At 53.4% G+C, this 24,978-nt stretch carries 27 protein-coding genes and 4 pseudogenes; 17 read left to right on the plus strand and 14 right to left on the minus strand.

Features of this window, described 5'->3' with window-relative positions; genetic code table 11:
• Nucleotide 1: 1 nt before the first annotated feature.
• Nucleotides 2-592: a TetR/AcrR family transcriptional regulator gene (locus tag ACQ86N_RS46385; protein ID WP_431212992.1), complete on the minus strand. Its 591-nt coding sequence runs from the start codon at nt 590-592 to the stop codon at nt 2-4.
• A 191-nt stretch (nt 593-783) separates the two neighbouring features.
• Between ACQ86N_RS46385 and ACQ86N_RS46390 the strand changes: the two genes are divergently transcribed.
• Complete coding sequence (locus ACQ86N_RS46390) at nt 784-1,707, plus strand: PfkB family carbohydrate kinase (protein WP_431212993.1); 924 nt, start codon at nt 784-786, stop codon at nt 1,705-1,707.
• A gap of 293 nt (nt 1,708-2,000) precedes the next feature.
• On the plus strand, nt 2,001-3,140 hold the full coding sequence (locus tag ACQ86N_RS46395) for an aspartate-semialdehyde dehydrogenase (RefSeq protein ID WP_431212994.1): 1,140 nt from the start codon (nt 2,001-2,003) through the stop codon (nt 3,138-3,140).
• On the opposite strand, the gene ACQ86N_RS46400 is transcribed toward ACQ86N_RS46395, so the two are convergent.
• The 5 genes and pseudogenes from ACQ86N_RS46400 to ACQ86N_RS46420 form a co-directional block, all read right to left on the minus strand.
• Complete coding sequence (locus tag ACQ86N_RS46400) at nt 3,113-3,580, minus strand: DUF2461 domain-containing protein (protein WP_431217877.1); 468 nt, start codon at nt 3,578-3,580, stop codon at nt 3,113-3,115. The genes ACQ86N_RS46395 and ACQ86N_RS46400 overlap by 28 nt on opposite strands.
• Nucleotides 3,552-3,776, minus strand: coding sequence for a DUF2461 family protein (locus ACQ86N_RS46405; RefSeq protein WP_431212995.1), 225 nt, complete (start codon nt 3,774-3,776; stop codon nt 3,552-3,554). Before ACQ86N_RS46405 ends, ACQ86N_RS46400 begins: the two co-directional genes overlap by 29 nt.
• A 76-nt stretch (nt 3,777-3,852) precedes the next feature.
• Entirely contained in the window at nt 3,853-4,416 is a 564-nt protein-coding gene (locus ACQ86N_RS46410) for an NUMOD4 domain-containing protein (RefSeq protein ID WP_431212996.1), read from the minus strand.
• Nucleotides 4,417-4,553: 137 nt separating this feature from the next.
• Nucleotides 4,554-5,849, minus strand: coding sequence for an NAD-dependent DNA ligase LigA (gene ligA, locus ACQ86N_RS46415; RefSeq protein ID WP_431212997.1), 1,296 nt, complete (start codon nt 5,847-5,849; stop codon nt 4,554-4,556).
• A gap of 23 nt (nt 5,850-5,872) precedes the next feature.
• Nucleotides 5,873-6,804 (minus strand): annotated as a pseudogene (locus tag ACQ86N_RS46420) (hypothetical protein).
• 63 nt (nt 6,805-6,867) lie between these two features.
• On the opposite strand from ACQ86N_RS46420, the pseudogene ACQ86N_RS46425 reads away from it, so the two are divergent.
• Both ACQ86N_RS46425 and ACQ86N_RS46430 read left to right on the plus strand, forming a co-directional pair.
• A pseudogene (locus ACQ86N_RS46425) lies at nt 6,868-7,287 on the plus strand (NUDIX domain-containing protein); the annotation flags it as partial.
• A 40-nt stretch (nt 7,288-7,327) separates the two neighbouring features.
• On the plus strand, nt 7,328-7,636 hold the full coding sequence (locus tag ACQ86N_RS46430; protein WP_431212998.1) for an NUDIX hydrolase: 309 nt from the start codon (nt 7,328-7,330) through the stop codon (nt 7,634-7,636).
• 154 nt (nt 7,637-7,790) lie between these two features.
• Here ACQ86N_RS46430 and ACQ86N_RS46435 read toward each other — a convergent pair whose 3' ends face one another.
• Nucleotides 7,791-8,405 (minus strand): hydrolase, encoded by a 615-nt coding sequence (locus ACQ86N_RS46435; protein WP_431212999.1) that lies wholly within the window; start codon nt 8,403-8,405, stop codon nt 7,791-7,793.
• Nucleotides 8,406-8,485: 80 nt separating this feature from the next.
• Here ACQ86N_RS46435 and ACQ86N_RS46440 point away from each other — a divergent pair, with 80 nt between their 5' ends.
• From ACQ86N_RS46440 to pdxH, 12 genes and pseudogenes are all read left to right on the plus strand, one after another.
• Complete coding sequence (locus ACQ86N_RS46440) at nt 8,486-8,665, plus strand: hypothetical protein (protein WP_431213000.1); 180 nt, start codon at nt 8,486-8,488, stop codon at nt 8,663-8,665.
• On the plus strand, nt 8,650-8,889 hold the full coding sequence (locus tag ACQ86N_RS46445) for a hypothetical protein (protein WP_431213001.1): 240 nt from the start codon (nt 8,650-8,652) through the stop codon (nt 8,887-8,889). Before ACQ86N_RS46440 ends, ACQ86N_RS46445 begins: the two co-directional genes overlap by 16 nt.
• 339 nt (nt 8,890-9,228) lie before the next feature.
• Nucleotides 9,229-9,575: pseudogene (rplM, locus tag ACQ86N_RS46450) on the plus strand (50S ribosomal protein L13).
• Nucleotides 9,576-9,587: 12 nt separating this feature from the next.
• A complete protein-coding gene (rpsI, locus tag ACQ86N_RS46455; RefSeq protein WP_431213002.1) occupies nt 9,588-9,977 on the plus strand; it encodes a 30S ribosomal protein S9 in 390 nt (129 codons plus the stop codon).
• Nucleotides 9,978-10,098: 121 nt separating this feature from the next.
• Nucleotides 10,099-10,932: a 30S ribosomal protein S2 gene (gene rpsB / locus ACQ86N_RS46460; RefSeq protein ID WP_431213003.1), complete on the plus strand. Its 834-nt coding sequence runs from the start codon at nt 10,099-10,101 to the stop codon at nt 10,930-10,932.
• Nucleotides 10,933-11,074: 142 nt separating this feature from the next.
• A pseudogene (gene tsf / locus ACQ86N_RS46465) lies at nt 11,075-11,560 on the plus strand (translation elongation factor Ts); the annotation flags it as partial.
• An 82-nt stretch (nt 11,561-11,642) separates the two neighbouring features.
• Nucleotides 11,643-11,858 (plus strand): hypothetical protein, encoded by a 216-nt coding sequence (locus ACQ86N_RS46470; RefSeq protein ID WP_431213004.1) that lies wholly within the window; start codon nt 11,643-11,645, stop codon nt 11,856-11,858.
• A 99-nt stretch (nt 11,859-11,957) separates the two neighbouring features.
• Nucleotides 11,958-12,551 carry a UMP kinase gene (pyrH, locus tag ACQ86N_RS46475; RefSeq protein WP_431213005.1) on the plus strand — a complete coding sequence of 198 codons (594 nt, stop codon included), beginning with the start codon at nt 11,958-11,960 and terminating at the stop codon, nt 12,549-12,551.
• Nucleotides 12,542-12,670 carry a hypothetical protein gene (locus tag ACQ86N_RS46480; protein ID WP_431213006.1) on the plus strand — a complete coding sequence of 43 codons (129 nt, stop codon included), beginning with the start codon at nt 12,542-12,544 and terminating at the stop codon, nt 12,668-12,670. The genes pyrH and ACQ86N_RS46480 overlap by 10 nt, the downstream gene beginning before the upstream one ends.
• Before the next feature lie 277 nt (nt 12,671-12,947).
• Nucleotides 12,948-13,316 (plus strand): hypothetical protein, encoded by a 369-nt coding sequence (locus ACQ86N_RS46485; protein WP_431213007.1) that lies wholly within the window; start codon nt 12,948-12,950, stop codon nt 13,314-13,316.
• 118 nt (nt 13,317-13,434) lie between these two features.
• Complete coding sequence (locus tag ACQ86N_RS46490) at nt 13,435-14,058, plus strand: hypothetical protein (RefSeq protein WP_431213008.1); 624 nt, start codon at nt 13,435-13,437, stop codon at nt 14,056-14,058.
• A gap of 165 nt (nt 14,059-14,223) precedes the next feature.
• Nucleotides 14,224-14,868, plus strand: coding sequence for a pyridoxamine 5'-phosphate oxidase (pdxH, locus tag ACQ86N_RS46495; protein ID WP_431213009.1), 645 nt, complete (start codon nt 14,224-14,226; stop codon nt 14,866-14,868).
• 102 nt (nt 14,869-14,970) lie between these two features.
• Here pdxH and ACQ86N_RS46500 read toward each other — a convergent pair whose 3' ends face one another.
• From ACQ86N_RS46500 to ACQ86N_RS46520, 5 genes are all read right to left on the minus strand, one after another.
• The gene (locus ACQ86N_RS46500; RefSeq protein WP_431213010.1) at nt 14,971-15,087 is read right to left on the minus strand and encodes a 30S ribosomal protein THX; all 117 of its coding nucleotides are present in this window, start codon (nt 15,085-15,087) and stop codon (nt 14,971-14,973) included.
• A 245-nt stretch (nt 15,088-15,332) separates the two neighbouring features.
• A complete protein-coding gene (locus ACQ86N_RS46505; protein ID WP_431213011.1) occupies nt 15,333-15,602 on the minus strand; it encodes an HU family DNA-binding protein in 270 nt (89 codons plus the stop codon).
• 350 nt (nt 15,603-15,952) lie between these two features.
• Nucleotides 15,953-16,255 carry a DUF4286 family protein gene (locus ACQ86N_RS46510; RefSeq protein WP_431213012.1) on the minus strand — a complete coding sequence of 101 codons (303 nt, stop codon included), beginning with the start codon at nt 16,253-16,255 and terminating at the stop codon, nt 15,953-15,955.
• On the minus strand, nt 16,242-19,247 hold the full coding sequence (locus ACQ86N_RS46515; protein WP_431213013.1) for a DUF2339 domain-containing protein: 3,006 nt from the start codon (nt 19,245-19,247) through the stop codon (nt 16,242-16,244). Before ACQ86N_RS46515 ends, ACQ86N_RS46510 begins: the two co-directional genes overlap by 14 nt.
• Before the next feature lie 344 nt (nt 19,248-19,591).
• Entirely contained in the window at nt 19,592-20,368 is a 777-nt protein-coding gene (locus ACQ86N_RS46520) for an exodeoxyribonuclease III (RefSeq protein WP_431213014.1), read from the minus strand.
• Nucleotides 20,369-20,500: 132 nt separating this feature from the next.
• Between ACQ86N_RS46520 and ACQ86N_RS46525 the strand changes: the two genes are divergently transcribed.
• Nucleotides 20,501-21,277: a TIGR00730 family Rossman fold protein gene (locus ACQ86N_RS46525; protein WP_431213015.1), complete on the plus strand. Its 777-nt coding sequence runs from the start codon at nt 20,501-20,503 to the stop codon at nt 21,275-21,277.
• 64 nt (nt 21,278-21,341) lie between these two features.
• Here the strand turns inward: ACQ86N_RS46525 and ACQ86N_RS46530 are convergent, their stop codons facing one another.
• The gene (locus ACQ86N_RS46530; RefSeq protein WP_431213016.1) at nt 21,342-22,184 is read right to left on the minus strand and encodes a hypothetical protein; all 843 of its coding nucleotides are present in this window, start codon (nt 22,182-22,184) and stop codon (nt 21,342-21,344) included.
• A gap of 23 nt (nt 22,185-22,207) precedes the next feature.
• A complete protein-coding gene (metH, locus tag ACQ86N_RS46535) occupies nt 22,208-24,949 on the minus strand; it encodes a methionine synthase (protein WP_431213017.1) in 2,742 nt (913 codons plus the stop codon).
• Nucleotides 24,950-24,978: the final 29 nt, after the last annotated feature.

The following is a 24,978-nucleotide window of genomic DNA, read 5'->3' on the forward strand; positions in this document are numbered from 1 at the left end:
TTTATTTCTTTAATCCTTCTATGAGATATTTGACCATATTCGTCTCCAGAGCCTCGGCGCTGGTGCTCTTCCGGCTGCGCTGCCAGGAGTCTATCCCGCTGATGGCGGACAGGATCACCAGGACGGCGGTATAGGGGTCGATCTGCTTTATTTCGCCCTTGCCGATGCCGTCTTCGAGAATATCTCCCAGCCGTTTGCGGTAGTTGCGCCGCTGGTTGAGGAAGTTGGACAGATAGGGCTCCGGCAAATGCCGCCATTCATGGTCGGCGATATACACAAATTCGTATTGGTCCAGCATCATCCGGATATGCAGCCGGATAATGGACTCCATCTTCTTCAGGGTAGACTGGTTACTTGCCTCCACCGCCTCGAGGTTGGTCATGAATTCGTTGGCCACCTTGAAACAGATGGTCTGCAGGATCTCCGATTTGGACTGGATATGGTTGTACAGGCTCGCGGCCTCCACCCCCACGTGCTCCGCCAGATCGCGCATGGACGCAGCCCCGAACCCTTTCTCCCGGAATAGACGGGATGCCTTTTCGATGATCACCTCTTTCTTGGTGCTGTTCCGCTTGCTTTGGATCTTGGCCATAGTTTTTATTCCCTGCGTCCGCGGGGTCCCATGAATGATACACATGGCTCCCGGCCGGGCGTGTCCCGCAAATATAATAAAATGCTAACGACTGTTAGTCAATTATTAGCTAAGTTGCAGCCCAAATCCGGGTTCCCCGGATTCAGCTTCGCCATTGAAGAGACATTTAATTCAAGATAAAATAAAGCTTCATGTCATTAATTGTAGTCGGATCCATGGCCTATGACGCCATTGAGACCCCCTTTGGAAAGACAGATTGGATCGTAGGCGGCGCGGCCACATACGTAGCCTGGGCGGCCAGCAATTTCGTAAAACCCATCAACCAGATATCCATTGTCGGTTATGATTTCGACCAGGAAGAGCTGGACCAGCTGGCCAAACGCGGCGTCAATCTCGAGGGCGTCGAAAGGGTAAAGGACAAAAAGTCCTTCTTCTGGAGGGGCAGGTACCATATGGACATGAACACCCGGGACACCCTGGTCACCGACCTCAACTGTTTTCTCGATTTCAACCCCGTCGTACCCGCCAGCTATCAGGGCAGCGAGTTTGTGATGCTGGGAAATATCCTGCCCAGTCTCCAGATCAACGTGATCAAACAGCTGAAGCAGCGCCCAAAGCTGATCGCTATGGACACTATGAACTTCTGGATGGACAACGCCCTGGACGATCTGAAGCAACTGATCACGATGGTAGACGTTCTGACAGTCAATGACAGCGAAGCCCGCCAGCTCAGCGGGGAGTTCTCCCTCGTCAAGGCGGCCCGCGCGATCATGAAGATGGGGCCCAAATTCGTTATCATCAAGAAGGGCGAACACGGTGCCCTCCTCTTCCACGGCGACCAGGTGTTTGTTGCTCCGGCTCTGCCCCTCGAAGAGGTATTCGACCCCACCGGCGCAGGGGACACATTTGCAGGTGGCTTTATGGGACATATAGCCGCGACCCGCGACATCTCTTTCGAAAATATGAAGACCGCGATCATCGTCGGTTCGGCTATGGCTTCCTTCTGCGTGGAGAAGTTTGGACCGAACAGGCTGAAAGAGGTCACGCGCGCGGATATCGACGCAAGGATCCGGCAGTTTGTGGATCTCGTGAACTTTGATATCAAGCTGGTCTAGTTCACCGAACCCTGGATTACCCTTACTGCGTGAACCGCGGTGAACCGGCGGTCCAAAGAAAAAATTTGGATTTATTTATCTTCCTCTTTACTTTTGGCCCCGTAATGACAAAAATGAAACATACAAAGCAGACAAAGAAGTGCTTCCCGCGGCGGGAAAAGCTTTAGTTGTTTTGTATGACAAGATAATAAGAGCCTTCCCGCAGTGGAAGGCTTCTTTTTTACGGCCCCCGGGGCCAAATCAACCACGGTCCCGAAGGCCGCGGTGAATTATAAACAAAAACAGAAAAAACAATGAAAGTCGCAGTTGTAGGCGCCACCGGCCTGGTAGGAACAAAAATGTTACAGGTATTGGCAGAAAGGAATTTTCCCGTTACAGAACTCTTCCCCGTGGCCTCCGAAAGGTCCATCGGAAAGGAAGTCGAGTTCAAGGGAAAGAAATTCAAGGTTGTCAGTGCCAACGACGCGATCGCCGCCAAACCCGACGTGGCCCTCTTCTCCGCCGGCGGCAGCACCTCCCTCGAATGGGCGCCCAAATTCGCCGCAGCAGGCATTACGGTAGTTGACAACTCCTCCGCCTGGCGCATGGACCCCACCAAGAAACTCGTCGTCCCCGAACTCAACGCCGATGCCCTGACAAGCGAAGACAAGATCATCGCCAACCCCAATTGCTCTACCATCCAGATGGTCGTCGCCCTCAATCCGTTGCACAAACGCTACAAGGTCAAAAGGATCGTCGTATCCACCTACCAGAGCGTCACCGGCACCGGCGTCAAGGCCGTAACCCAGCTGATGAACGAAAGAAAGGGTGTACAGGGTGAAATGGCCTATAAATACCCGATCGACCTGAACGCCATTCCCCAGATCGACGTTTTCCTCGACAACGGCTATACCAAGGAAGAAATGAAAATGGTCAACGAGACCAAAAAGATCATGCGTGACGATTCGATACGTGTTACGGCTACAACTGTCAGGATACCTGTTATGGGCGGTCACAGCGAATCCGTCAACGTCGAGTTCGAGAACGATTTCGACCTGGCGGAAGTAAAAGCGCTGCTCAGCAACGCCCCCGGCGTAGTCGTCGTCGACGATCCCGCCACCCAGCAATATCCCATGCCCAAAGACGCGCACGAAAGAGACGAAGTGTTCGTCGGAAGGCTGAGAAGGGACGAGACGCAGCCCAACACACTTAATATGTGGGTAGTAAGTGATAACCTCCGGAAAGGTGCTGCTACCAATGCGGTACAGATAGCAGAATACCTCGTCGGAAAGAAACTCCTCTCAGAACTGGACAAGTTCATTCGCACCGGCCTCATGGCCCGCGCAAAGAAAAAGCCCCCGGTTTCGGGGGCTTTACTTTTTCGATGTATAAGGTCATACCGGACGGAATCCGGCGTCAATAATTGTTACTCGAGTGCGCGATTCAGAAAATGAACAAAAACATCCATCGCCTGGAAGGTCTTAATAATTTCTTTCAGAAAGGATTTGGCTTGAACCTCGGCATCCGTAAAAGTCCGGGTTACAATAAAACTTTTTAATTTCAGGAACTCAATGGCAGGGTTCTCGTCGTCATAGCCCTTGGGCGGCCTTGACAATTTCTCTTCCTCTTCGAGACCATCCGGAAAGACCTTCTTAAAGTTTCGGTCACCGATGATCTTCGACCATTCCGCATAGTTATAATCTATCTCCTGCCGGACCTTGCTGAGTTCCGGAGCCATGGGCATCCATAGCCCACCACCGGCCATGCTTCGACCAGATTCGACGTGCATGTAATAACCGGCCGTCGGCGATTTCTTGCCGCCCTTGTTGAGGTAAGCGCCCATGTTCGTTTTATAAGGAGTTTTGTCACTGGAGAATCGGACATCGCGGTAGATGCGGTAGAGTACAGTCTTTCGGGTGGAGGGGCTTTATATCAGCGTCTATCTTCCCAAAACCCTCGATCACCTGCTCTACAAAAAGTTCGACATCTTCTTTTGCATCCAGGTAAACTTGCTTATTTTTTTCAAACCAGGGCTTGTTGTTGTTCTTTTTAGGGTCTTTCAGGAACTTGACCGTGGAAGCTTGCAGCATAGTTTTGTGTTCTCAGTCTATCGGTTAACACCTGTCTAACGGTTCTTTCTTTTTACTACCGGGAATGGAGAGGAGTTTATTTGATCCTTCCCCAGTTCTCCCCACTCTTGATCCGATACATGGTCATTTCACTGACCTTGTACTTTTCAGCCAGCTTCTTAATGGTCAGCTGCCTGTTCTTGCTGGTAAGCGTCTTTTTGATCGTTTTCACCTGAGATGCAGTCAGCTTCAATCCCACAGTCCGGTTCGCCTGAACCTTCTTGTAAGCGATCTTGGCAGGACTCTTCTGCTGGTGGTCGATCATTTCTTCCAGCGTTGCCCACTTCAGATTTTTCGAGGCATTGTCCAGCTTGTTGTGATTCTGATGGATCACATACTTGTGCTTCTGCGTCGACTTCGGCAGGAACAAACGGGCGATCTCACGATGAATGTAGAGCGTTCCGTTGTTGCCTGGCCGGTGCAGGTTCAATGTCTTGTAGCCAGTGGTCAAACTGCCGTTAAGCAATTTTCCATCGTCAAGCACGTCTTCCGAGTAGCTGGCAACACGGCCCAGGGAAGATAGTGCATACTTTTTTCGGAGTTGTTTCCAGCCGGGAAACTGCAATGGTTTCCACACTTCGCCGGTGAGTTTTCTAATCATGCCTATCAATTTTCTTAAAGTTACGAAAAAGAATTTCGATTTACCAGTAACGTAAGAAAATATTCTTATATGTTTTTGGCGCGCCGCGTGGTTTTTGCGTGGGTTTGCCGGGTCCCTCGCCAGGCCATTGGTTGCTGTTAGGAACTGGCACCCGGGACCGCAAGGAGCCTGATGAACTCGTCCTCCGTGAGTATTTGAATAGACGGTATTTTTTTAGCTTTTTCCAGCTTGCTGCCCGCGTCTTCACCCACTACCAGGTAGTTGAGCTTACTGCTTACACCACTCAGTAGTTTCCCTCCGTTCTTCTCGACAGTCTCCTCGGCATCCGACCGTTTGAGCCGGTTGAGGGTCCCGGTGAATAAGAACGTTTGACCATTCAGGTTGCCTCCACCCGTTGCCGCGGATTTCTGGCTTTTCAGACTGAGTCCAAGCGCCTCCAGCTGGTCCAGCAGACGGAGATTGTCGGGATTGTGGAAGAACTGGTACACACTGGTCGCTACTTTCGGCCCGACGTCTTCCAGATTCTGCAGGCTTTCCAGCGAATAGTCCGCAAACTCCCGCAGATTGCCGACCGCCGCGGCCAGCGTCTTCGCCGTAGTCTCTCCGACATAACGGATACCAAGGCCGAAGATCAGCCGGTGCAGCGGCTGCTGCCGGGACGCATCTATCGCAGACTGCAGGTTGCTGACGCTTTTGGCGCCAAAACCTTCCAGCGTCTGTATCTTTTCATACGGAAGACGATAGATGCCCGGTATGTCCTTCAGAAAACCCAGCTCATAGAATTTTCGGACATTGGCGTCTCCAAAACTGCGGATATCCATGGCATCCTTGCTCGCAAAATGGATGATCCGCTCGACTACCTGGGCCGGACAGTTGATATTGACACAGCGCCACACGGCCTCACCTTCCGGTTTTTCCAGCGGGTGATCGCAGACCGGGCACTTCGTCGGGAATACGATACGCGTCTCATTACCGGTCCGGACCTCGGTCAGCGGCTTTACAATATAAGGTATGACGTCTCCCGCCCTTTCCACGAGAACCTGGTCCCCGATCATCAGGTCCTTTTCCCGGACGACGTCTTCGTTGAACAGGGAGATCGAACTGACCGTGACCCCGCTGAGCGGCACGGGATCGATCTTTGCCACCGGCGTGATACTTCCGGTCCTGCCTACCTGGAATTCTACGCGCCTCAGGGTACTGGTTGCCTGACGCGCCTTGAACTTAAAGGCGATGGCCCAGCGCGGATGGTGGGTCGTCATCCCCATCTTGTCCTGAAGGGCAATGGAATTGACCTTGATGACCATGCCGTCTATTTCGTATGGCAGATCATCCCTCGTTGCCTCGAACTCGTGGCAGTAGTCGACGACTGCGCGGATCCCCTTCACTACCCGCCGCTCTTTCTGCGGACTGCGGAATCCAAGGTCCCATAACATTTTTAAAGACCCGCTGTGACTCTTCAACGCCTCATGCACCGGTAGCTCTGCCGGCCGCTTTGACCGGCGGCGGCCGGTTTGTCCCCTTCCTGTGTTTCTCCCGTCGGCTCTTCTCCGGGCGCGGCCATATGGCCGTCCACCACCTGGAAACCTTCTATCGTCGTAAAATAGGCGACGTGGTAGAGAAAGGCTTCGAGATTCCGCCGGCTGACCTCTTTCGGGTCCTTTATCCTCAGACTGCCGGCCGCCGCATTCCGCGGATTGGCCAGCGGAGGCAGATTTTGCTCGGCCAGCGAGTCGTTATATTTTTTGAAACTATTCTTGTTCATCAATACTTCCCCGCGGATCTCCACCAGCTGTATGCCATAGCGCGAAAAAGCGGCCGACAGCGGTACCGACCGTATCTGTTTAATATTGGTCGTGATCTCGTCCCCGGCGATCCCGTCACCCCGCGTAACCCCCTCAGCAGCCGGTCATTCTCATAGGTCAGGGAAATGCTGGCGCCGTCGAATTTGGGTTCGATGCAATATTCCAGCTGGTCCAGCCCCGTGAGCTCCCGGGCCTTGCGGTCCCAGTCCAGAAGATCGTCCTCGTTATAGGAGTTCTCCAGCGACAGCATCGGCACCAGGTGCTGCGTCGTCGGAAATTCCTTCGTCAGCCCGCTGGCGACCCGCTGGGTAGGGGAGTCCGGCGTCACGAGACCGGGATGCGCCGCCTCGGCTTTTTCCAGCGCCTTGTACAACCTGTCATATTCGAAGTCGGAGATCAGCGGGTCATTTAAAATGGCATAACGGTACTCGTGAAAGCGCAATACGTCCCTCAGCTGTTCCAGGTGGTCCCCTTTCTTGCCGCCTTTTTCCAGCCACTCCTCCAGGCCCGTTTTTGATTTTTGAACGAGTGCAAGCAGGTCTGTGGTGCGTTTCTGGAGTTGGTAGGTCTGGTCTGACGAGTACATAAGCTGGAATTTATAGTATAAAGTTAAGCGAATCGCTCCCTAAATTTGTACATTCGTTATTGAATGAACACGGAAATATTACCTAACGACGATTCGTCTCCAACGGATCATGCTGCCGCCAGTCAGAAGAATATAAAGACCATCCTCCGCCAACTGGAGAACGATGGGATCATCGGTATTTCCGTCGACTGCGTGATATTCGGTTTTGACGACAACGAGCTGAAAGTACTGCTGATCAAATCCGATCTGGAAAAATACGAGAACAGATGGTCGCTGCTCGGCGATCTCGTCAACAACCACGAAGACCTCGACGAGGCGGCCTACCGCATCCTTCGCGAACGTACAGGCATGGACGACGTTTACCTCGAACAGGTAAAAGCCTTTGGCGAAGTAGCCCGGCACCCCGCAGCCCGCGTCGTCACCATCGCCTACTGTTCATTAATTAATATCGAACACCACCAGCTGAAGATCCATGATAACGAGCTGCACTGGCATCGCGTGACCACGCTCTCCGAGATGGCCTTTGACCACCGTAAGATCCTCGACGTCTCGCTACTCCCGGCTCCAGAAAAGGATCCAGGAACACCCTCTGGGCTTCAGCCTGCTGCCCAAGAAATTCTCCCTGCGCGAGCTGCAGAACCTCTACGAGGCCATACTCGACGTCAAGCTCGACCGCCGCAACTTCCGCAAGAAGTTCTTTTCGATGGACCTGCTCGAGGACACCGGCGAGCTAGAGACGGACGTGCCCCACCGTCCCGGCAAGCTATATAAGTTCAACTACGATAAATACCAAAAAAAAGAAAGGAAGAAGTGGTTTGGGATCGATTTTTAGGCTTCTGATCGGCTATGGCCGCCTTGCTTCGACACGGTCTGAAACCCGGTCGGAAAAATAGCCCCCGGCCCCGCCGGTTCACTCGTCAGCCGACGGCTAAGCCAACTCCAAGAAGGAACCACCCCAGGGGCAACGGTGACCAGTATCCGAAAAATTATACCACGTCCTTCTGATGATCGATAATGAACTGGATGATCTCTTCCAGCGGCGCGCTGACGCGTCCGATGGCGTCATTGATATCGTCCCGGCTGACCTGCGCGGCAAATGAAGGCGTCTTCAATTTCTTCATGATACTCTTCACGTCCATTCCGTCGTAGCGGGTTGGCCGGATCAGCGCGGCGGCGTGTATGAACCCCGAGAGTTCATCGAATACATAGATCATCCTATCCATCGTATTCTGCGGCTCGACGCCGAAATATTTCGGTCCATGGGAGGCGATACAGTGGATGACATCCGGGTCGACATTCAGCTGCTCCAGCTTTTCGATGATGACGCGGCAGTGCGATTCCGGATATTTTTCCCAGTCCGCGTCGTGCAGGAGTCCCGCCTGCTCCCATTTCCGCGCCTCCTGCTGGTCGGCGCCCTCACGCTCAAGCGCCCACGCTTTCATGACCGCGCCTACCTGCTTCATGTGTAGCCGAAGCCGCTCGTTCGGTACCCAGTCGTTCAACAGGGCATGCGCCTCTTCGTCGGATAATAGGTGGCCTTTGTTGGCAGGCTGGCCAAAGCTGCTGCGCCCCAGAGACAGGATAGGTGTGGACGTGGACATGTAAAAAATTTTCGTGAAGATACGACCCCGGCTGAAATGCAACGCTTTTTCCCCGGCCGGTGTCAATCAAAAAAAGAACCATGCGACCTTTGCTCCTCAGTCTGTCCCTGCTGACCTTTGCCGCCTGTTCCAAACACAGCGCTCCCTCGTCTGCCCCGAAAAATTCTATCATCGGCCAGTGGACACTGGTAAAGGCCGTCGGTGGCTTTGCCGGCAGCATGATCATTCCCCCAAAAGATTCTGTGTGTACTTTTTCCTGAACCAGGACTCTACCTGGCAGACGCGGACCAATGCCAACATCACCGGCTCCGGCACCTTTCAGTTTATCTTAAACGACGGCGGCCCCAACAATCCGCTGCCGATGCTCGTATTCACTCCCCCTCATCTTTATTATCAGTATACGATCAGCAACGATACCCTAGTCATGCACGATCCCTGCTGCGACCTTTATGTGAGGACCTACGTGCGCACCACGGCGAAATAGGCGCCATCCGCCGCGGGCCAGCCGGCCTCCAGGTTAACTGTATTTTAAATCAGGCAAAATTTTTATTGTAAACCAATAACTTACAAAGTCCCCTCCAAAATACTGCTCATTTTTCTTGGAACATCGCCCCATTTAAAAGTACCTTTGCACTCCTTTCAAAAGGCTGGACCCTGTCCGCCCCCGAAAGGATAATCATTTAAAGGCTGTAGGGATAGCTACAGTTTAATGTAAAAACACAAGAAAATGAGCAAATTACATTTCACCACCAAACATGCGAACGAGGCTACCGTTAAACGCGACTGGTATGTTGTGGACGGTACTAATCAAACCGTTGGTCGCATGTGTTCCAAGATCGCCGCTATTCTCCGCGGCAAGAACAAGGCCTATTACACCCCCACGTTGACTGCGGTGACTTCATCGTAGTGATCAACGCCGACAAGGTCGTATTTACGGGTAACAAGCTGGAAGACAAGATTTACCTGAATTTCTCCGGATACCCCGGCGGAAAGAAGGAAGAGGCTGCAAAGAACCTCCTGAAACGTCGCCCCGACGCAGTTATCGAAAGGGCCGTCAAGGGCATGCTGCCGAAGAATCGTCTGGGCCGCAAGATGTACAAGAAACTTTTCGTGTATGCCGGCGATCAGCATCCGCACACGGCTCAGCAACCCAAATCTTTAACTTTCTAATTTTTTAGATAAATGGAAAAGCAAAAAAATGCAGTTGGTCGTCGTAAAGAGGCAGTAACCCGCGTGTTCCTCACAAGGGGTGAAGGCAAGATCACGATCAACGATAAGAACTATAAAGACTATTTTTCCCTCGTATATCTGCAGAACCAGGTGGAAATGCCATTCAAGGTGGTAGATGGCACGGACAAATATGACGTCAAGATCAACGCCGCCGGCGGTGGTATGAAGGGTCAGGCCGAAGCAGCGAAGCTGGGCATCGCCCGCGCACTTCTCGAAGTGAACGCGGAATTCCGTCCCGCTCTGAAGGCAGCCGGTCTCCTGCGTCGCGACCCGAGATCCGTTGAACGTAAGAAACCCGGTCGCAAGAAAGCAAGAAGAAGCTACCAGTTCAGCAAACGTTAACAGACCCGGGCCCCGCGCCCGACTAATCACCGAAATAATCAAAAGGTCCCGCAAGGGCCGAATTAATAAACTCATACAATGGAAAATAACACTTCATTACAACAGCAACTCCTTGAAGCCGGTGTTCACTTCGGACACCTGCGTAAGAAGCTGGAACCCCAAAATGCTGCCTTATATCTTCGCTGAGAAGAAAGGTATCCATATCATCGATCTGAACAAGACCACCGAAAGCCTCCAGGAGGCCGCCGCTGCCCTGAAACAGATCGCCAAAAGCGGTAAAAAGGTCATGTTCGTCGGCACCAAGAAGCAGGCGAAAGAGATCGTTACCGAAAGCGCCCGCAAAGTGAATATGCCCTTCGTTACCGAAAGGTGGCTGGGTGGCATGCTCACGAACTTCAACACCGTCCGCAAGAGCGTGAAGCAAATGCAGAGCATCGAAAAAATGCTGAACGACGGTACGTTCGACAGCATCACCAAGAAGGAGCGCCTCACCCTTACCCGCGAGAAGGACAAGAAGGAGAAGGTACTGGGTGGTATCGCTCAGCTGGGTCGTGTTCCCGCCGCGCTGTTCATCGTTGACATCGGCCACGAGCACATCGCTCTGGCAGAAGCCAAGCGCCTGGGTATCACTACCTTCGGCATGGTCGACACCAACTGCGACCCCAACAAGGTAGACTTCGCTATCCCGTCTAACGACGACGCTACGAAATCGATCGCGATCATCGTCAACTACGTCACCGCCGCTATCGCTGAAGGCCTTGCCGAAAGACAAGCCGCCAAGGAAGAGGACGTTGAAGAAGGTGGAAACGATGAGAACGAAAGGAAAGCCGCCCGCATCCAGGCAGAAGCCGAGAGCGAGACCGGCCGTAGTCGCGGTGAGAAAGTGAAAGGCACCAGCCAGCCCAAACGCAGGGTTCCGAACTCCGGTCCCCGCCGCACCGGCGCGCCCCGCTAAGCAGCAGCGACGGATGGACTAACGGCCGCTTATCCGGCCGGAGCGTCACTATACACGAACAACTAAAAATAACAATATGTCAACTGCAACTATAACAGCAGCAGATATCAACAAGCTGCGCCAGACTACCGGCGCAGGGATGATGGATTGCCGCAAGGCACTGGTAGAAAGCGACGGCGACTTTGAAAAGGCCATCGACTACCTCCGTAAGAAGGGACAGAAAGTCGCCGCTCTCCGTAGCGACCGTGAAGCAAAAGAAGGCGTGATCATCGCAACGACTACTGCCGACAACAAAACCGGCTTTATCGTTACTGTCGCCTGTGAGACCGACTTCGTTGCAAAGAATGCTGACTTCGTTGCTTTTGCACAGAGCATTGCGGACGTAGCCCTCAAGGGTAATGTAAAAACCCTCGAAGAGCTGCAGGCTTCTCCGCTGGACGGCGCAACCGTTGGCGATAAGATCAACGACCAGGTAGCCCGTATCGGCGAAAAGATCCAGCTGGCCCGTTTCGAAAGAGTCGACGCCGATGGCGTTGCCGCATATATCCACGGTGCCTACCGTATGGGTGTCCTCGTTGGCCTGACCAAGAATACCCCCGCCGTCCTCGAAGCCGGAAGGGATATGGCCATGCAGATCGCCGCAATGAATCCCGTAGCAGTTGATCCGGACTCCGTTTCTGCAGAAGCTGGTAGCCCGCGAGAAGGACATCGTGACCGATCAGATCAAGAACGACCCCAAGATGGCCGGCAAGACCGACGAAATGATCGACAAGATCGCCGTTGGCAAACTCAACGCCTTCTTCAAGGAGAACACCCTCATGGCTCAGCCCTTTGTAAAGGATGCTTCCAAGACGGTCGGCGACTATCTGAAAGGGATCGACGCTTCCGCAAAAGTCACCCAGTTCAAGAGAGTTCAATTAGGATAAATTATCAGGGCCGTCTAAAAAATTAGACGGCCTTTTTTTATCTTCGCACTCAGGAAGCCCGAAAGGGAAATCATCTCACGAATCACGAGTCCAACTACCATGGTGCCTAAGTACAAGCGTATTTTGCTGAAATTGTCCGGAGAAGCCCTGATGGGAGACAAAAGTTTTGGTTTTGATAACTCAGTTATCGCTCAATACGCAAAAGACATCAAGAGTATCGTGGAGCTCGGCGTCCAGGTCGCGATCGTCATCGGCGGTGGAAATATCTATCGCGGTATGAACGAGGCCGAGACCGGCATCGAAAGGGCGCACGGCGACTATATGGGAATGCTGGCCACTGTTATCAACGGCATGGCATTGCAGGCCGGCCTCGAAAAGATCGGTGTTTACACCCGTCTGCAGAGCGCCATCAAGATGGAACAGATCGCAGAACCTTATATCCGCCGCCGCGCCATACGTCACGTCGAAAAGGGCCGCGTGGTCATCTTCGGGGCCGGTACCGGCAACCCGTATTTTACAACCGATACAGCAGGATCGCTCCGCGCTATCGAGATCAATGCGGAAGTGATCCTCAAAGGCACAAGGGTCGACGGCATTTATACTGCTGACCCCGAGAAAGTCCCGGATGCAAAAAATTCGAGACCATCACCTTCCAGGAATGTATCACGAAAAACCTCCGGGTCATGGACATGACGGCCTTCACCCTCTGCATGGAAAATCAGCTGCCAATCATCGTATTCGATATGAACAAGCCAGGCAACCTGATGCGTGTGGTCCGCGGTGAGAAAGTCGGCACCCTGGTAAGGGATTGATTTTTATCCGGTTAACTCCAAAGGCCCAGGAGGAGCTCACCCGGCAATCCTTAATACGTATTTGATTTGCATATCTGGGTAAGAGATAGTAATTTCAGCCTCGTTCTCACTGCTAATCTGCCAGGAAATTCGCCTGGAACCTCTCCTCTGTCAATATCCCCCGGAAAACAAGACCGTTGTTTATCGATGCATCCCAAGAGATCATATTGAAGACCATTATTTTTACCCATATCCAAATAACAAGTTTGGCTAAATCTTATTCCGAACCCGAACCATTATGAATAGTATATTAGACAACCTGAGCGTAATCCTCGGATTCCAACTGACCATGGGTCTCCCGGAGATCATCATCTGTGAGCTGGGCGCCCTTATCCTCGGCTTCACCATTCACTTCTTCTGGAATTCCAAAAGAAGCCTCCGTATCAGCGAGCCGTCGCAAAATGCGGGCATCAGCGACAACGACAACTGGAAATTAAAGTACTACAACGATATGGACATGCAGGAGCGCGCCCAGCAACAACTGCGCGAGCGCCTGTCCCAGCGCCCAGGAGGCCGAACAGATCCTCACGATCGAGGTCGAGGAGAACAGAAAGGAACTCGAAGAACTCCGCGCCGACCTCGAGTCCGCCCGCCGTCAGCTGGATGAGGCGGATGAAAAGCTGGCCGCCGCCACAGCAGTCGAAGAAGCGCCCGCGGCCGCCGCCGAAAGCAAGCCCGATATCGCCAGCGACTATCTGTCGCAGCTGAAGCTCGCGCAGGAAAAGATGATCGAGCACAACAACAGCATCCACCGCCTGCTCGAACAAACCCGTCTCGTCGAAGAAGCCGAAAGAAAGAATCAGGACCTCGTGCGCACCAACGAAGACCTCAACGAACAGCTCAGAACGGCAGGCCAGACCCTCGTCGATAAAGAAACCGAGATCAGCCATCTCCGCCATCAGCACCAGCTCTCCCTCGAAATGGCGCAGCGCCTCGACAAAGTCTACGAAGAATACAACGCCCTGCAGGAAAAGCTGCAGAAACTACAGGCGTATCTCACCCAGCCGTACAATCGCGGAGCGGACTACGACGAGCTGAAAGAGTCCTACTTCAAGATGGGTAAGGAGCACGACGAAATGAAGCTGCGCTATATCTCCCTGCGCGAAGAAAACCAGCGCCTGACGCGGATCCTCAGCGATACCGAGGAGAAGCTGAAGGAAGCCAACTTCCAGCGCCAGCAGTACCAGAAACGTACGGCCTTCCTCGAAGAGCTCAACCACGACCTGCAGGAGATATCCGAGCACAACAAAAAGATCGAAAGCCAGCTGCGCCGTGTCAGCGATATGGAGAGCCTCCTGGCCAAGATCACGGGCCCGACCGGTACTGGTATGTCCCACGACCTGGACTAACGGTGTGGACCGCGCGGACCACGCAACCCGCGTAGGCGTGAACCGTCGCTACACCGGCGTGAGCCACGTGAACCGTTCCCACACCCGCGTGAACCGTTCCCACACCCGCGTGAACCGTCCCGTTTCACGGCTATTGCCTATCTTTATACAAACATCGGCTATACCGTGGCAAACAATATTGCAGACATCCGCAAGGACTACAAACTCCGCACACTCTCCGAGAGCGAAGTGTCACCCGAACCCATCGGTCAGTTCGACAAATGGTGGCAGGAAGCCATTCACTCCGATCTCGACGAACCCAACGCCATGACCCTCGCCACCGCAACGGCAGACGGCATGCCCGACGCCCGCATCGTCCTGCTAAAAGGATTCGACCAGACCGGCTTCACCTTCTTTACCAACTACGACAGCGCAAAAGGCCAGCAGCTGCTGGAAAATCCCCGCGCCACCCTCGTCTTCTTCTGGAGAGAACTCGAAAGACAGATCCGCATCAGCGGCCTCATAGCACAGACAACCCCGGCGATCAGCGACGACTATTTCAACAGCCGCCCCGAAGGCAGCCGCCTCGGCGCCTGGGCTTCCCCACAGAGCGATGCCATCGAAAACCGCGAATGGCTGGAAGCAAACGAAAAAAAGTTCGTTGAAGAATTCTCGGACAAACCCATCACCCGTCCCCCGCACTGGGGCGGCTACGTGCTAAAGCCCGTTCGCGTCGAGTTCTGGCAGGGCAGACCCAGCCGCCTGCACGACCGGATCTGCTATAGCCTCTTGCCCAGCGGCCAGTGGAAAATACAACGACTCGCACCCTGATACAGGACGCGAGTCGTCATCACAAATTTGCGAATCTATTCAGCTTCACGAATAATTTGCTGGATATGCCATCAGGCATATTGCGGTCTCCCCGGCAAGCACCTATTTCCCCTTCGCAGCAGCCGGTGCAGCCTTCTTAGCCGGCTTGGCAGGGCGGCTCTTGCCAAAAGAACCCTTGAATATCTTTCCTTTCTTGGTTTTTTTATCTCCTCTTCCCATTGTAGAATTTATTTAATATGATTCGTCGCAAAGATACAGATGCCGCGCCATAAAACCCACGATCGGCGCACTAAAACTCGGTGCCGACCTGGTCCCTGCACGATCTCCCCAGAGCTACAAAAAGCCCCGACACCTGCATTTACGCCCGGTAGCGGAGCTTTTCTCAGTCGCCATTTCATTTCAGAGAACTGGCATTCGCGACATAATACCAGCCCGCCATCGGCGGCTCGTCCGATAGGACAGACTTATAATTTTGCAGAAAGTTCTTTACCTGCTTTGAACTTAGCTACTTTCTTCGCCTTGATCTTGATCACAGCACCAGTCTGAGGATTGCGACCGTTACGGGCAGCTCTCTTAGATACGGAGAAAGTACCGAAACCAACGAGGGTTACTTTTCCATTACCTTTCAGCGTTTTGGTAACTGCTTCAATAAAAGAATCGAGGGAAGCGTTAGCCTGAGTTTTTGTAATGCCTGCATCATCGGCGATCTTTGCGATCAATTCAGCTTTGTTCATAGTGTAATTTTTTTATTTAATTAGCAGCAACAAATATACCCGCTTTTTTTATCCAACAAAATTTTTTTGCTTTCGGCACAGCCCGCTCAACACCGCGTCGGGTAAGGCTTAGCGGGCTATGGCATTAGTAAAAGTCCGATGCGGAGGTTACGTTAGAAGGATGAAATGCAGGACTGATGCGGATTTCGGCTGAAAACCTTGACAGGCAAGGATTTGAGGGAAGCTACGATATTTTATAATTTCAATACCCCTCCTCTTTTCTTTTCCACAAATAGTACACAGAATGTTAAAATTTAAATTTCTTCCTGCACGTCGTCGCGTAATATCATGGTCCCGCGCGGCGGAGATACTTACACCGATTCGAGAAGCGTCCTGAACGAGATAAACCCATTCCCCCATTTCTCATATCCCTCCTGCTGCATAGCCGGCCCAAATTCGATCACGAACTGCTGATACCGATCGATCGAACTCGTGAAGAACTGTACTACAAAAGTCGGTCCCTCATCTTCATCCTGCTCCAGCAGCCGGAATACCTGATGGTTGTCGAATAACCCCGTCGCCATTATCGACGGTATCTGCCGCTCCAGCTGCCAGTTCAGCCAGCCCTCCAGAATATCCCACCTAACTTTGCTGGTAACATTATAAACGATCATTGCTCTCTTTTTTGCCTATGGCCTTCACCATTTTGAAGGAAAAATACAACAAGAATAGTAATACCAGCGCAAGCGCCGACCAAACCACCACTTCTCCCGATCTGCCCCGCGGCCGCTGACCGGCAGCCTCATGCCGGATCATATCGGCCACACCGCTATCTTTTTTGAGATCCGGCCATAGATCAACAGTCCCAAATCCAATATCCATCGGCTTTTGCGACAGACTATCCGTGAAATAGTGCAGGTCGTATTCCGGCTTCTCCGCCAGGCTATCACCGGCTGCCAATGCATATTCCCGACCCGCCTCGAGATGCGTCAGCACAAAGATCCCCGACTGATAGCCCGCCACCCTGCTGACCACCAGCGGCGCATTGTCCGCATTCTCGATATCGATGAGCAGCCGCTTCGCCTTGACGGCGGCGATGATCCGGAAGACGGTGTCGTGCGGGTTGATGCTGACGTCGGCAACTACCCAATTGCCATCCAATACTCGTATCCTTCTCCTGTAAAGACTGGGCCCCCTCACCTGCATCGACAGACGATCGATCCGATAGGCGTCCCTATATTCCAGCCAGATATACGAATGCTTGTCGCTGCTGTCTTTCTGCCGTATCACGGGGTCCGGCACAGACAAAAACCCCGCGTTCCACGGACTGGAGACATCGGTATTCAGCACATAAGGAACAAACCCACCCCTGGACCGTATCCGAAGATCGCCCAGATCGGCCTTGCACCGGGCCACAAACTCAGGAAACAGAACGATCCGGTAAAAACCGGTTCTCACCACGCTGTCCAGCTGCGCCTCTACGCGGGGACCGCCCGAGCCTTCGGCCGAAACCGGCAATGGCACGGTCATCGACAACCAGCCCAACCCAAGCGCCGAAAACCAATGCGGCGCGATTGCCAAAAGCCAGCACTTAAATCGTTTTCTTATCCTCATCCTCGATGATAATTTTTTCAGCCGTTGATACATAAATGATACTACCAGCAACAACACCCCCAGGCAGAAAAAGGCCGCTATCTTTCCGCCAACCGGTATATTCCGTATATCGAACAGGAATAGTTTTAGCAGGGTGATGGAGAACAACACCAGCGACACGATCCGCAGCGACTTGAACTTATAGGACATACCCAGCCACATGAACGCAAAGGAACAAAGTCCCCACAATATGGGTAACCCCGCCTTGTCATATACCCGCTGCAGCTCTTCCAGCGGGTTCCTGGGCGAATACCAAAGCACATTCACCAGCAGCTGTCCCTCCGCGCTGACAAATACCACCACCACAAAACAGATCAGCCAGGTAAACAACTCGTGCGGCGCCTTTATGACCTCCGACCGCTGCTCCCGGACCAGCCATACCACCATCACACATGCCAGTGCCGCTGCCAGCCAGTGCGACCAGAAAACCCCATGATATTTCCCCGCTTCCAGTATATGTCGCTGCACGTCAAAAACGGCCGGCAGCGAAAACAGGTACACCAGCACCCCAGCACACAACACGGCTATGGCCCAGTACACATATCCTCCACCTCTCAACCTCTTGAATGCAAACGCCCCACCCACGGCTAACAGACAGGTGTACGCAATAATGAACAGCTGCGAAACAGGTATATCGGGAAAATAACGATCGAACTGCGTGTATATCTCCAATATCCCGCCGGCAAGCAGCAATGATCCGGTAGCCAACAGGCAGATATTGCGCCACCGCTGCCCTTCATTCAGGCGGAACAACGCCCAGCAACAGACGGTAGCGTATAGCCCAGTGAGATAGCCCTTATTGAAGACTACGGGAATTTGTGGTTTGCCGCCGCGGTCCAGCATTGTATAGCCGAAATAGACATCGCTCCAGTCCATCATCAGACTAACCAGCGCCGCCACCCACACCAAAAGAGACGCCAGCCGGATCAATTTGATCCGGGACTTCAAAAACAGCCAGTACAGCAACACCGACTCCGACGCCCAGAACAGCGTGATATAGTGGCCATGCAGCTGCAGCGGCGCCGTCAGGGAAACGAATGACATCGTTATACCCACGAACAGATACAAAATATTATTGTCCACCCTGTTCTTCCGGAACAGCAGCCAGGACATGCCCAGGTGGAAGACGCCCATGGTCGCGCAAAACAGGCCCTTGTAGGAATCGGCGCCCATCTGCGTCATCATATACAACGCCGCCGAAGAGTAAAGACAGGTATTTACCAGCAATATGCCGAAGTCCGACGCGATAAATTTCTGGTTCGCCTTGATCGTATAGGCGATATTGATTATAAAGAACAACAGATAAAACGCCATGGCAAACCAGAACCCGCCATAATACGTCGCATGCGGTTCGTCATACGGCAGCCTCAGCAGCCAGGCTCCGAACAATATCACGGTGAATCCAAACGCCAGCGTGTTCAGCAGCCGCCACGACTTGTTATACGCGATAACCAGCAGACCCGTATTCAGGATCAGTAGATAGGTAAATAGGACTTTGTAATTCCCGCTGCCATTGCTCACAAGGAAAGGCGTCACAAACCCTCCCACCAGCGCGATGATCGCCAGCTCCTGCCTGTCGTACAGCAGGGAAAGCGCCACGGAGAACGCCGTGATCACCAGCATGATGATAAAGGCTGCTGTCTGCCCGAACAGCTGGTACTGGTGATAGGCCAGTGCGATCGTGAAATAGAGAACGGCCAGACCGCCACCCACGAGTACAGAACTGAACGCCTGATAGCTTTTGCGAAGCCAGTGCGCCAGCCCGATAAGGATGCCTCCGCACAGAATTCCGATACCCACCCTCCCGACAGCACCGATCCAGTCGTTGTCGATAGCATATTTTACGAAGAATCCAATGGCCAGTACAAGGATCGCTATACCGATCTTGCTGACGAGATTCTCTCCAATAAATTTTTCGAGATCAGGATGCGTTTCGAAGAATCCGAACTTGGGGGGAACAGGCTCGGGTGGGGGCGGTGCGACCGGCCGCGGCGTAGGCTGTGCCGGTGGCACCGGTGTCCGGTCGGCGGCGCCGCTTCAGGCACCGGCCGGGCAACGGGCACTCTGTATGGCTCCGTCTCCCTCGGCGCAGCCGGAGCGGCAGACACATCCGGAGCGGCAGGCGCAACCGGCGGTTTCACCACCTCAGCGGCAACCGGCGGCTGCACCCGTTCTTTCCTTAATTCCAATATCTCATGCTCCAACCGGTCGAACCGCCCGAGCAGAGAACTCCGCATCACAAGAATGACAGTAATAAGGATGATAAAAAAGACAACGACAAGTACTTCCATAGTGCAACGCAATGGTTCACTAATAAAGATAATCGTCGCCCGCTGTATCTGAAAGCCCGCGGGGCTTTATTTTACCGCCAGCTCCACATACAGGGGACAGTGGTCGCTCTGCCTGACGTCATGATATATATCCGCACCGACCAGACGCTCCCGTAGCGGCTCGGTGACACTGATATAGTCGATCCGCCAGCCCTTATTCTGCTCCCGGACAGTAGGAAAACGCTGACTCCACCAGCTATAACGGTGAGGCTCAGTATGAAAATGCCTAAAACTGTCTATCCAGCCGCTATCCAGGAACTTATCCATCCACGCCCTCTCCTCCGGCAGGAAGCCCGAATTGTTCTTATTCCCCTTCGGATCGTGTATGTCTATCTCTTTATGCGCGATATTGTAGTCCCCAACCAGCACCAGCCTCGGATATTTCTTCTTCAACTCCTCCAGGTACGCATGCATTTCGTCCAGCCACACATATTTATACTGCTGCCGCTCGTCACCCGAAGTCCCCGAAGGGAAGTAGGCGTTTATCAGCCGGATATCACCGAGGTCCAGCTGGATCACGCGCCCCTCGTCGTCACTCAGCCGGTGCCCCGTTCCGTATTCCACATGATCTGCCTTTATCTTACTGAAAACCGCCACGCCGCTGTAGCCCTTTTTCTGCGCGGGAAACCAATAATCGTGGAACCCCATATCCGTGAACTGGGCGTGCGCGACATTGTCCCTGTGCGCCTTTGTCTCCTGGATACAAACGATATCCGCCGGGTCCGTCTTCAACCATTCGATCAGACCTTTGTTCATGGCGGCACGAAGACCATTAACATTATAGCTTACGATGCGCAAGGACATAATTGTTATATTTGAACCCGGCATGTACTTTTACCAAAATTAACGCATGCCGGGTTCAGCGCTAATAATGGCCCTTGGGGCAGAACGCCTGTGGCGTTCTCTGAGAGCCCGCAAATTACTAAGAAAGTTTGTATGGAAAAATCAGACAGGACCATCCCCCAACTGGATCGCATAATTCCCTCGAGCGCAAATGATACCAGATTCCTCGAAGGCCCTAAGAGCCGCGGCTACGAATTCAGCTTCGCCTGGAAGGTCTTCCGCGAGTTTATCCAAGGTTTCCGCACGCTGCACTTTGTTGGGCCGTGTGTCACCGTATTTGGCTCGGCGCGTTTTAAAGAGGATCATCCCCACTATCAGTCCGCCCGCGAAATCGGGCGCCAGATCGCGGCACTGGGGCTAACGACGATGACGGGAGGAGGACCGGGAACTATGGAAGCCGCCAACCGCGGGGCCTTCGAACAGGGTGGGGCCTCCGTCGGCTGCAATATCAAGCTGCCTTTCGAACAGAAACCCAACCCCTACGTCCAGACGTCGATCACCTTCAATCACTTCTTCGTCCGTAAGGTCATGCTGGTGAAATACTCCTACGCCTTCGTCATCATGCCCGGCGGCTTTGGTACCATGGACGAATTTTTCGAGACGCTGACCCTCGTCCAGACAAAAACCCTCGTTCGCTTCCCCATCGTGCTCTTCGGGAAAGAATACTACCAGCCCCTCATCGACTATATGGAATATATGGCCGAACAGGGGACCATCTCAAAAGAGGATATGGCCCTCGTCCTGCTGACCGACAGCGTCGCCGAAGCCGCGTCGCACATCGACACCTTTATCAAATCGAATTATAAGGAAAAACCCCGCCACCGAAAGTGGTGGTTGTTTGAGAAATACAAGCCCTACAAGACGGCGTGAACCGCAGCCACACCCACACCTGCACCCACGTGAACCGCGGGCCCGTGAACCGTGTGAACCGCGTCTACCTCCACCACTTACCACTCGTCGGGATCGTAACCCCCAGACTCAGGATCATCTCATAGGTCCCGAACGCCTGGTGCGCCTTCCCCTCATACACATGCACGCCGGAATAACGGGCATAGTCCAGCTTATTGGAATACTCAAGGTAAAATGCATTGAAGAAGGTAGCCCTGACCACACCCTCAAACCCCGTATTCCACCCGCCGAGCTGGAAACCGGGATGGTTCTCCTTTCCGAACAACTCATTCTGCGTATGCGGGATAACGGGCCCTACACCGAACTTGGCGTAGCCGTCCACCTTCACCTTCTCATTCCGCGTTGCCAGCAGGTGCCAGCGCTTCGTAACGTTGAATAAAAGAAAATTGGCCCCATTATTCAAATAGTAGTAGAAACCATTGCCTTCGTTGAAGGCGACTGTCGTATCTACGGGGTGATTGTTCATCTTACCCTTTACGCGGACATTCTGGTCCTCGATGATATACTTGGTGTGATCGAAGTTGATCTCAAATCCCCAGCCCCTTTTCTCATCGAGCAGGAAGCCGAGGCGGTAGTTATACTGCGGGATACTCAGCGCCTTGTTGAAAATACCCTCATCCCAGCCCGGATGATCGTGAGCCTTTACATGCTCCATCGTATAGTCATTCCCCAGACCAGGCTGGGATACGTGCAGACTGCTGTGTGTATACCATTCCTTGTTATATCCCCAGGACAGGTATATTTCCTTGATGAATTTCTTCTTTTTCTTTGGGGGCTCTTTTTGCTGAGGCTGCTGCGCGTGCACAAAAAAAGGAAGACAAACACTCAATGCCATGGCCGAGAGAAGGCCGCCGATAATTTTTCTCATAACTTTAATAGGTCCGATTGCTGTTAAATAATAGCCAGTTTCGAGACCGCAAAATTAGCCAAAATTATCAAACATCGTATTCCAGCACCGGTCTGAGCCACCTTTCCACCTCTTCGAGTGGCATCCCCTTCCGGCTGGCATAGTCGATCACCCTGGTCCTTCTCGATCTTACCGACCCCAAAATACTTACTTTCCGGATGGGCAAAATACCAGCCGCTGACAGAAGACGCCGGATACATAGCCAAAGACTCCGTCAGGATCGTCCCCGCCTGGTTGGTCGCGTCCAGCATGGCAAACAGCTTCCGCTTCTCCGTATGGTCGGGACAGGCCGGATAGCCCGGAGCAGGCCGGATACCCGAATATTCCTCCTTGATCAGCCGCTCGTTGTCCAGATGTTCTTCCTTCGCATAGCCCCAGAACTCCTTTCTCACCCTCTCGTGCAACAGCTCGGTAAAAGCCTCCGCCAGCCGGTCCGCCAGCGACTGCAGCATGATCTTGTTATAGTCGTCATGCGCCGCCTGAAACCGTTGAAGATGAGGCTCGATGCCCTCGATACTGACGACAAACGCGCCGAGATGGTCCTGTTTGCCCGTGGCCTCAGGCGCAATAAAGTCGCTCAATGATATATTAGGCTGATCGGCCGCTTTTTTGATCTGCTGTCTCAGGAACTCAAGGCTAACCTCGGGGCCTGCCGGATTTCCAGCCCCCGTCTTCACGAATACCGTATCCTTCCCGTCCGAATTAGCCGGCCAAAAGCCGATGACCGCGCGCGGCTTCAGCCACTTCTCCTTAATGATCTGCTGCAGCAAAGCATTCGCGTCGTTGAACAGCCTCGTAGCCTCGACCCCTACCACCTTGTCCTGCAGGATCTGCGGGAATTTCCCGTGCAGTTCCCAGGTGATGAAGAAGGGACCCCAGTCTATGAACCGGGCGATTTCGGCGAGATCATATCCGTCAAACGTTTTGGTGCCTATAAAGGACGGCGTCACCGGCCGGAAACCATCCCAGCCAATCTTCACCTTGTTCTCCTGCGCCTTACCAAACGGCAGATACTGTTTGACCGTCTTTTTGCTCGCAAAATCTTCCTTCAGCTTCTGATATTCGGTGCGGATATTCTTCAGGAACTCCGGCTTCTGCTCGGGACTCAGCAGCGAGCCCGCCACCGTAACACTCCTCGAAGCATCCAGCACGTGTACGACACCCTTCTCGAACTCGGGCGCGATCTTCACCGCGGTATGCATACGGGAAGTCGTTGCCCCGCCGATAAGCAGGGGTACTTCGAAGTTCTGCCGCTTCATCTCCCCGGCCACGTGGACCATCTCGTCGAGCGAAGGCGTGATCAGGCCGCTGAGCCCGATGATCGAAACCTTTTCCCTTTTCGCCGTCTCCAGTATCTTGTCCGCCGGGACCATTACTCCCATGTCGATGATATCATATCCGTTACATCCCAGCACCACACCGACGATGTTCTTGCCGATATCGTGAACGTCTCCCTTTACGGTCGCCAGCAGGATCCTGGCGGCACTGGACGTCTCGACGCCTTCCGAACCCGCGGCCTTTCTGCGCTCTTCCTTCTCCTGTTCGATGAAAGGGGTGAGTACGGCCACGGATTTCTTCATCACCCGCGCGCTCTTCACCACCTGCGGCAGGAACATCTTCCCGCTGCCAAAAAGGTCACCCACCACGTCCATCCCCGCCATCAGCGGACCTTCGATCACGTCCAGCGGCTTGGGGTATTTCTGTCGGGCCTCTTCCGTATCGGCGTCGATATATTCGGTAATACCGTTGACGAGCGCGTGCTTGAGGCGTTCTTCTACGCTTCCCTTGCGCCAGGCTTCGTCCTTCACCTCCGTCTTGTCCTTCGCCTTTACAGTCTCGGCAAATGCCAGCAGTTTGTCAGTGGCCTCGGGATTCCTGTTCAGGATAACGTCTTCGCACAGCTGCCGCAGCTGAGGCTCGATCTCGTCGTATACCACCAGCTGTCCCGCGTTGACGATACCCATATCCATCCCCGCCTTGATGGCATAGTAGAGGAATACGCTGTGCATCGCCTCACGAACGGGCTCGTTGCCGCGGAAGGAGAACGAGATGTTGCTCACACCCCCGCTGATCCGGGTCAGCGGCATCTTTTCTTTAATTTCTTTCACCGCCTCGATAAAGTCGACGGCATAGTTGTTATGCTCCTCGATACCGGTGGCGATAGCGAATATATTCGGGTCGAAGATGATGTCCTGCGGATCGAACCCGACCTGTTCGGTCAGGATCTTATAGGCCCTTGCGCTGATGTCTACTTTCTTGCGCAGCGTATCTGCCTGACCGTTCTCGTCAAAGGCCATCACGATGACTGCCGCCCCATAGCTGCGGCAGATGACCGCCTGCTCGATGAATTTCTCTTCTCCTTCCTTAAGCGAGATCGAGTTGACGATACATTTACCCTGTACGCACTTGAGACCGGCCTCGATGATCGAGAACTTCGACGAGTCGATCATGATCGGGATCCCGGCGATATCCGGCTCGGACTGCAGGAGGTTCAGATAGGTCTGCATGGCCTTCTCCCCGTCCAGCAGGGCGTCGTCCATATTCACGTCCAGTATCTGCGCTCCGCTTTCCACCTGCTGGCGGGCAACGCTGAGCGCTTCCTCATATTTATTCTCCCGGACAAGGCGGGCGAATTTCTTGGACCCGGTCACGTTGGTGCGTTCGCCAACGTTGACGAAATTGGTCAGGGGGCGTAATACCAGCGGCTCGAGGCCCGAAAGACGCAAGAAAGGTTTTATTGTAACCGTCGACATCG

Source organism: Puia sp. P3, assembly GCF_050632245.1.
In the GTDB taxonomy this organism is placed as follows: domain Bacteria; phylum Bacteroidota; class Bacteroidia; order Chitinophagales; family Chitinophagaceae; genus Puia.